This window comes from Geofilum rubicundum JCM 15548, assembly GCF_000974365.1.
In the GTDB taxonomy this organism is placed as follows: domain Bacteria; phylum Bacteroidota; class Bacteroidia; order Bacteroidales; family Marinilabiliaceae; genus Geofilum; species Geofilum rubicundum.
Genome location: NZ_BAZW01000093.1, coordinates 1 through 7,666, shown reverse-complemented (window position 1 = coordinate 7,666; position 7,666 = coordinate 1). Strand labels below are relative to the sequence as shown.

Genomic DNA, 7,666 nt, shown 5'->3' with positions numbered 1-7,666 from the left:
GTCAAAGTAGAATTAATGACTACGTTTTTATAACCCAGTTTTTGTAATTGAGCAACAAGATTGTTTTCTAATATTTGTTCGGGCTGAGTAGTCATTCTTCCAATTTTTGCTTTTTCAATTCATCAGCAAAAGCAATAATTCTTCCGGTTAATGCTTCAATTGTCTTTGCTCTTTCTTTTAACGATGGCTTTTCATTCATTGTGTTTGAAACATCATCTCTCAATGGCTTTTTTTCGCTGAATAGAAAATCAGTTATCAGTTTTTTCAACTCTTTAATTTTAAGATTTTCCGTTTCAGCAAATTCTTCTGTTTTTTCATTTGTAGCATCGCCCCAAAAACTTTCTTCATCAAATGTACCAACCAATTTTTTAATTTCCTTTTCTTGCTGTTCTGCTTTGACTTCTTCTTTTTTTGGTTCTTCTTTAACTTCAGGTTTCTCGTCTACAACTTCTTCTTTTTTCGTTTCTTCATCATCGGTTTTCAGAAAATCGTTGTTATACCTGTTTTCGTATTCGTCAATGTCATTTTCATACAGAAGTTGACTATATTTTGCTTTCTTTATTGGAAAATCAGTATTGTCATCAAGCCAATTATTGTATTCTTCTAATTCATCATAAATGAGTTTACCAGTTGAGAAATCAATTGAAAAGTAATGTACAAGCACATACTCAAGCATACTTTCTGTCATATTCTTAACAGTTGATGCAAGTTTGTGTGAACTAAAAATGGATTTGGGTGCCATTCTGCCGTGTGAAATATCTCCTCGTTTATTTCTGATTTCTCCTAATGCCTGAATAATTGCAGAGAATCGAATAATAAAATCGCCTTCAATATCCTCACACCTATCAGTTAGCAAATTCATTGATTCTTTAAATAATTTCGGCAAATTATCGTCATCAATATTATCGGCTGTTCTGGTATTATCAAGGTTTACAATTATTGTTTTTGAAATACCTTCAATTAATGCCTTACAGCTTTCTATGCAGATGTCGGGGTTTTTAAATTCATTTACTTTAATAATATCGAGTATTTTGAAGTATTCCTCAAAATGGCTGTGCTTTTCAATATTTGCTAATATGATTTCTCTTGTTTTATCCATATCACACAAACATTTTTTGCAGTAGACCCTGCTTAAACTTGGTTGAATTATCAATTTGATTGCCTAATCTCTCAATGGACTTATCTATTTTTGATAGGTATTTGGCAATTTTTATTTGTTCATCTATCGACGGCAGCTGTACTTTTATTTTTGAAAAATTACCAACAGAGATTGTAAACCTTGTACTTCCGGTTGCAAAACTTGAAAGCTGTTTAAGTACCGATGGAATATTACAAAAATAGTGAGAATATAAAAGGTCGAGTTTAACACTTGGTCTAAATCTCATTAAATGATAACTAAATAATGTATTTTCTAAGTCTTCAAAAATTACCACCGAATGCCCAATATCAGATGGTGTTTCTGATGATGGGGTAAAAAGAATATCTCCTTTTTTTAAATTCGATGATTTTATTTGATTTTCTTTAGCTGTTACTACTTGCAAGTTTCCACGCGTTGAATTGCTAATATTTTCGTGTCGATAAACATTCATGTAATTGACAAGATAAACTTGCTCCTCATCGTCATTTGAAATTTTATCAACACTACTTGTTTGAAATACTCCTATCTCTCCCAACTTCTTCTCTTCCCAATCAGGAAAGTCATTGCCGTTTTCATCTTTAAAGCGAATGGTTTGTGAAAACAATTTTTGCATTACGCCTTTTTTGTATTGCACCAATTCGGCTTTCTTTTTTTGCAGTAGGTTGATGCGTTTATCTATTACGGTTAGAAAGTTGGCTATCTTGGTTTGTTCTGTTTTTTTATTTGGAATAATAAGCTTTAGATTTCCAATCTCTTTTAAAGATAAAAAAGGTTGTGCTCCACCAGCAGAAATCTGATGACGAAGTCTTGCACTATTTCTTCTTTGAATTTGAGTGAAGAAATCAGGGTCTATTTTCGATTTATTAGGTTTAATCAGAGCAACATTTTTCAAACTGAATTCAAAATCAGCATCAACTTTTGCGGAAGTTGCAACTCCAGCCCCAATATTAACCATTAATAAATCATCTTTTTCAGGGCTACATCTTGCATAAATTTTTTGATGAACATCTTCAGGTAAATAATAGCAATTTTCAAAATCTATAAACCCATCACGTACGTGTATTGCAGTCAAAAAAGGGATCCCTGTTTCCGTTGCTTTTGGTGTATCGTGTGTACCATCAGTAATTTTATTCGCAATCTCTTTAATGATTGACTTATTCCATTCATCCTGAAACTCAGGAAACCTTAATTCAGGCGTCAAATTATTCTCCATCCTCTTCAACTTTAAAAGGTGGAACTATCCCTAATTCGTAGCAAAAGCCAATAATTTCAGCATTTACCTCTTCAAGTTCATTGTCAAAACCTATCAAGCGTTCCGAAACTTCTCCTAAATCAATTTCGGTTTCTTCTTCAAAAGTATCCACATAGCGAGGAATGTTTAGGTTGTAGTCGTTTTCAGCTATTTCTTCCAAGGAAGCGACATAGCTGTATTTGTCTTTGGTTTCTCTTGCTCGGTAAGTGTCAATTATTTCTTGTACATCTTCATCTCGCAAGACATTTCGATTTCCGTTTTTTATAAAATGTCCGTCTCCACTGGCATCAATAAAAACTACATTGTCGTCAACCTCACGGCATTTTTTAAATACCAAAATACAAGTAGGAATACTCGTACCGTAAAAGATATTGGCAGGCAAACCAATTACAGCATCCAAATAATTAAGTTCACTAATCAAATATTTACGGATAACACCTTCGGCTGCACCTCTAAACAATACTCCGTGAGGAAGTACGGTTGCCATTGTTCCGTTTTCTGCCAACTGGTGTATCATATGTAGTGCAAATGCGTAATCGGCTTTTGTTTTTGGGGCAAGTTTTCCGTATTGGCTAAAACGCTCATCTGTGCTGTTTAGTGGGTTTGCATCGCTTTTCCAATGTGCCGAAAATGGCGGATTAGCAACAACTGCTTCAAATCGTTTGTCTAAATGTTGCGGGTTTTCTAAAGTGTCCTCTTGCTGTATGTCAAATTCACGAAAATGCTTGTCGTGCAAAATCATATTCATACGAGCCAGGTTGTAAGTAGTGCGGTTGAGTTCTTGACCGTAAAATTCGCTTACATCTTTTACCTCTTTTGCCACACGCAAAAGCAAAGAACCAGAACCACAAGTGGGGTCGTAAACCGATTTTAGTTTTGTTTTTCCTGTAGTTACAATTTTTGCTAAGATTTTAGAAACCTGCTGTGGCGTATAAAATTCTCCTGCCGATTTCCCTGCTCCTGCGGCAAACTTCGCAATCAAGTATTCATAAGCATCGCCTAATACATCAGAATCAATTTCTTCAAGCTTAAAATCAATTTTATCGAGATGATTTAAGATTTTTACAATCACTGCGTTTCTGACTCCAACCGTTCTACCAATTTTCGTTGAAGTCAAATCCAAGTCCTCAAACAAAGCATTAAAATCTTCTTCCGATTCTGTTCCCATTGTGCTTTGCTCAATGTGGTTCATCACGGCTTGCAAATCTTCAATTATGTAGTTGCTTTCGCTCTCGGTGTCGGCATTTCCTTTTTTTGCTAATTCAGAAAACAATTCTTGTGGTTGTAGAAAGTACCCTAATTTTAAAAGCGATTCTTCTTTTATTGCTTCAAGCGTTTCCTTATCTGTAACCTCTTTGTAGTCTTTTATTTCTTCGCCTTCAAGCAATGTATTAGCATATAAATACTGCTTTTCACTCAGGTACTTATAAAATATAAAACCGAGTATATAGTCTCGGTAATCGTCTGCACTAATTTTTCCTCTTAAAAGGTTCGCAATTCCCCAAAGTTGGGATTCGAGTTTTTTCTTTTGTTCTTCTGACATATTATAATTTATCCTTGTTCATATTTTAAAATCTTTAAAAATACAGATTCAGTTTCAATTTATCACCGTGTGTCGGCAAGATTGCACTCTTTGACAAAGTTTTGGTTTTAGCGTTGGCTCGTGGGGCTTTGGCAATGTTTGTAATGTGGGTGGAGTTTCCTTCTTTTTTTTTGCGGGGAAAAGAAAAAAACAAAATAAACTTCCATCAAATTTGCACTGTCCTGTCAAAAAAGCTAAATCCTTTCTTTCTTTATTATTTATCACTATCGTATCTGTCTGGTCGTCTGACTTTACACTTGTTGCCAACATCTCCATAAACGAATTGCATTTAAGACCATTTATGGGGAGCCAAATTGATCGCGTAAACCGTTGATTTAACGAGCATATTACTCCTGAAGATATTTTTAAGTAGTGTGGCATGTCAGGTGTTTTAATGTTCGAAATTCTAAGTTCTGGTCAAATCCAGAAGCCTCATTTCAAAAGTAGCATTATTTTTCAAGTCAGAATCACGCCAGTCTGAAATTTCGACCATTTATTGACGAAGTTTGAACAAAACAGGACCAAGCCCTGATTTTTGCTTATAATTCAGCAGCAGGCTATTAGCATAAAAAAAAGTTTCATAAAACTTAAAACCTGTTCCAAAAGTAGCACTTCTTTTATTTCTGATTCATTCCTTTAGTTCATAATTTGTACTTTGCCCCTCTGCTGCTTCTTTTTGCAGGATGTTTTTATCTATCAAATCATAAACATCTCTAATGGCAGTATCTTTTGAGCATTTCAGGAATGAATAGAATACTTAACGGTAGTATTCCCTGCGGCATCCTGATTGCCGCAAAAGAAGTAGCCCTTTTCTTCTTATTCGGGGAAACGTTCAAAACTTTTAATTTCTTCCAACGACTCATCCCAACTTGCTTTATTCGAGGTAAAGATATGTGCATTAGGTCGTTTTTCTAATTCAGTATCCAAACTTCCTGCCGGAACGACTAAAAGCTTACCTTCCATTTGTAAATTGGGCAAAGCTGAACCACAATTTGAACAAAAGGCTTTCACATGATTGCTTTTATGAAGTTGAAATATCTTTATTTCAACTTCTCTTTTTATCCATTCCAGTTGAGCTGTTGTGGAAAACAAATTTGCAGCGTGAGCAGACCCTGTGTCTTTCCTACAGTAGCTGCAATGACATAAAAAAAACGTTTCAAAGTCACCTATTACTTTAAACTCAATTCCCTTGCATAAACATGAACCAAGTGTTCCATTTGATAAGCATTTTGGTCTACAATGTATTGTAAAAGTATGCCCCCCTAAATCGTATCCAAGCCCAATTCCCGTAAAAACGCATTGTGCTTTTCCGTACTGCTTTTAATCCGCTCGTTAATGGCAGACAAACGCCCATTTACCTCCTTCAAATTCACAGCCACCTCCTCCTCCGCCGTACTCACATAGCGCGAAATATTCAAGTTGTAGCCATTCTTCTCAATCTCCTCCATCGACACCCTGCGCGAATAGCGGTCACGGTCCTTCCGAATCCGGTAAGTATCCACAATCTGTTTATTTCAACGCAAAAGAAACAGATTTTCAACTTCTCAGGCACTACGACTAGCCACAAATAAGTTCAAATGCTTAAAAATGGGAAGACGGCACCATGGGTGGCCTTGCCACAAACATCAAAAACCGACTTAAAGTTCATAAAAGAAGGTTGTAGTCCTAACGGGATGTTGTTCAACCGAGAGTCATCGCTGGGTCGTACCGGCCGCTCAGACTCCTAATATATTAGACAACGTATTGGTGTTCATTTTTCAAAATATAGTTTGGAATTTCATCGTTATTATCCACATAGGGCTTTTTAAATCTTAAAGCTTCGATCCTTTTGTTCTGTTACACTTCCAACACAAGGTTTGAAGGTTATCAAAAGTAGTCATTCCTCTTTTTGATAAAGGAACAATGTGGTCAATTTCTAATAATAAATTTGGTTCATCTTCTATCCCTAAACCGCAGGAACAACATTTGTAATTATCTCTTTCTTTGATTTCCTCTCTCAATATAGAAGTCATTAAGGCTCTTTGACCAGCAATACTTTTGGTCCATTTTATTGCGTTATTTAAGTAATTGATTAGGTGATTGAGGTTCTCAATATTTAGTTTTATATCAAGTCTTGAAGAACTATTACCTCCAGCTGAAACATACTGAAAGCTGAAAGTTGGAATATATGCATCACTAATATCCACTGTTTCAAATCCCAGTTTTCTGGTTAATTTTTTCGGGCTGAATTTCCTGATTAGAAGTGGAATTGAATTATATATACTACTTAATATAAAGTCTCGCTCTTTCCTTATTGAGTCCTTACCTTGTTCAACCGAGGTGAAATCATTTAAGACTTTTTCAAATTTTGAAAGTGACTCTTCTTTCTTTTCTATGTTGAAGTATTTGCAAAGGTATTTAATTGGTTGGTCGCTAGCGTTTTTTAGCACAATAGCAGAGCAACGATGTGTTTTATTACTCTGGATGTCCTTTTTCCTCTCCTTTCTTTGAAAATTATAAAGGCTGTTATCAATAATTTCTGCAGTGCCATAATTGTATGTTTCTATGACTACATAAGACCTTTTTAATTCTTCTATGTAATGGTTTAATTCGTTGCAATTATTTGTGTGTTCGCTAATGCTTTCCTTTATGTGATTAAATTTCTTACTTTTGAAATATATTTCCGAGTATTGGAGGTAAGCAATAACTAAAACCATTCCAGATAATCCTGCTATTATTAGTACATCAATATTGTTCCCTATTATCGTAAAGATGCCAGAGAAAATTTGGTATACAATATAAATCACTATTACTATTGTTATTCCTTGTATGATTTTAGCCATCTTCTATGATTCAATAGTCGTTTGAAACCTTTTCATTTGTTATTTATTTGTGTTGCCTAACGCCCACATGGTCGAGTAGGCAAAGGGAACTTCTCCCTAAGCCTCTCACAGAACCGGGCTTGATAGTCTCCATCACACGGCTCTTCTAATGTAGCAAAATTTGGAAACTCATCCCCTTTCAAGTTGGTAATTGATTTAACTACAATAGCTAACCCCTTCGCTCCACTTCCATTACAGAAGCTTCAACACTACTACGAGTTAGTCCGCCCCTACATGGCACTTCGGTTTCGAGCCTCTGGTTTGTTCCCATTGTGCTCATCCCTTGGCATTACCATGCAGGTTCCCGAGTTCCGTAATTAAGCCCAGATATAGTTCCTGCCCTCTGAAAGACGCGAGCCGTATAGCCAATAATTCAGGCTCCCGCTATACTTATAACTCCGTTTCATACTCCGTAGCTTTTGACTGGGTGTACAACTTCTCGACTCCTCATCAAGGGTTCACTCTCGTTCAGATCCTATATCCTTACCTGTACTATCTTATAGATAGTCTTTTCCTAAACGCTCAGGACCATAGCTCTATACCACAGCACCTTAAGGTGGTTTACTCGCAATCATGTTTTAAATTAGGCGCTCATGATTTTCGCTTCGCTTCAATTGATGCCCTCTCCTGTAAGACGACACCGATGGTTCAACTTACAACTGTTTCCACCATCTTAACTACAGCATGCATAACAATATTTTACCTATATTCTGCTTCTCGGCACACTATGAAACGTTTGGCATTTCGAAGCACTTCCCTGTCAAGTTACAACTACTTTTGATACGAGCTAAAATGCACGATAACCCACTGACTGCCAAGTGTTTTATATACAA

General features: G+C 35.9%; 6 protein-coding genes. All 6 read right to left on the bottom strand.

Going from position 1 to position 7,666, the window contains the following annotated elements:
* Positions 1-91 precede the first annotated feature (91 nt).
* Positions 92-1,099, bottom strand: coding sequence for an abortive infection family protein (locus tag JCM15548_RS21825; RefSeq protein ID WP_062128781.1), 1,008 nt, complete (start codon positions 1,097-1,099; stop codon positions 92-94).
* Between the two features lies 1 nt (position 1,100).
* Positions 1,101-2,351: a restriction endonuclease subunit S gene (locus JCM15548_RS19510; RefSeq protein WP_062128779.1), complete on the bottom strand. Its 1,251-nt coding sequence runs from the start codon at positions 2,349-2,351 to the stop codon at positions 1,101-1,103.
* Positions 2,341-3,933 carry a type I restriction-modification system subunit M gene (locus JCM15548_RS19505; protein ID WP_062128777.1) on the bottom strand — a complete coding sequence of 531 codons (1,593 nt, stop codon included), beginning with the start codon at positions 3,931-3,933 and terminating at the stop codon, positions 2,341-2,343. The genes JCM15548_RS19510 and JCM15548_RS19505 overlap by 11 nt, the downstream gene beginning before the upstream one ends.
* Positions 3,934-4,788: 855 nt before the next feature.
* A complete protein-coding gene (locus JCM15548_RS19500) occupies positions 4,789-5,217 on the bottom strand; it encodes a GFA family protein (RefSeq protein ID WP_062128775.1) in 429 nt (142 codons plus the stop codon).
* Between the two features lie 17 nt (positions 5,218-5,234).
* Entirely contained in the window at positions 5,235-5,474 is a 240-nt protein-coding gene (locus JCM15548_RS19495) for an N-6 DNA methylase (RefSeq protein WP_062128773.1), read from the bottom strand.
* 309 nt (positions 5,475-5,783) lie between these two features.
* A complete protein-coding gene (locus JCM15548_RS19490; RefSeq protein ID WP_062128770.1) occupies positions 5,784-6,794 on the bottom strand; it encodes an HNH endonuclease in 1,011 nt (336 codons plus the stop codon).
* Between the last annotated feature and the right edge of the window lie 872 nt (positions 6,795-7,666).

Bases quoted from the DNA above. Each gene is read 5' to 3' on its own strand.
- JCM15548_RS19490 (WP_062128770.1), bottom strand. From the start codon at position 6,794: ATGGCTAAAATCATACAAGGAATAACAATAGTAATAGTGATTTATATT.
- JCM15548_RS21825 (WP_062128781.1), bottom strand. From the start codon at position 1,099: ATGGATAAAACAAGAGAAATCATATTAGCAAATATTGAAAAGCACAGC.
- JCM15548_RS19510 (WP_062128779.1), bottom strand. From the start codon at position 2,351: ATGGAGAATAATTTGACGCCTGAATTAAGGTTTCCTGAGTTTCAGGAT.
- JCM15548_RS19505 (WP_062128777.1), bottom strand. From the start codon at position 3,933: ATGTCAGAAGAACAAAAGAAAAAACTCGAATCCCAACTTTGGGGAATT.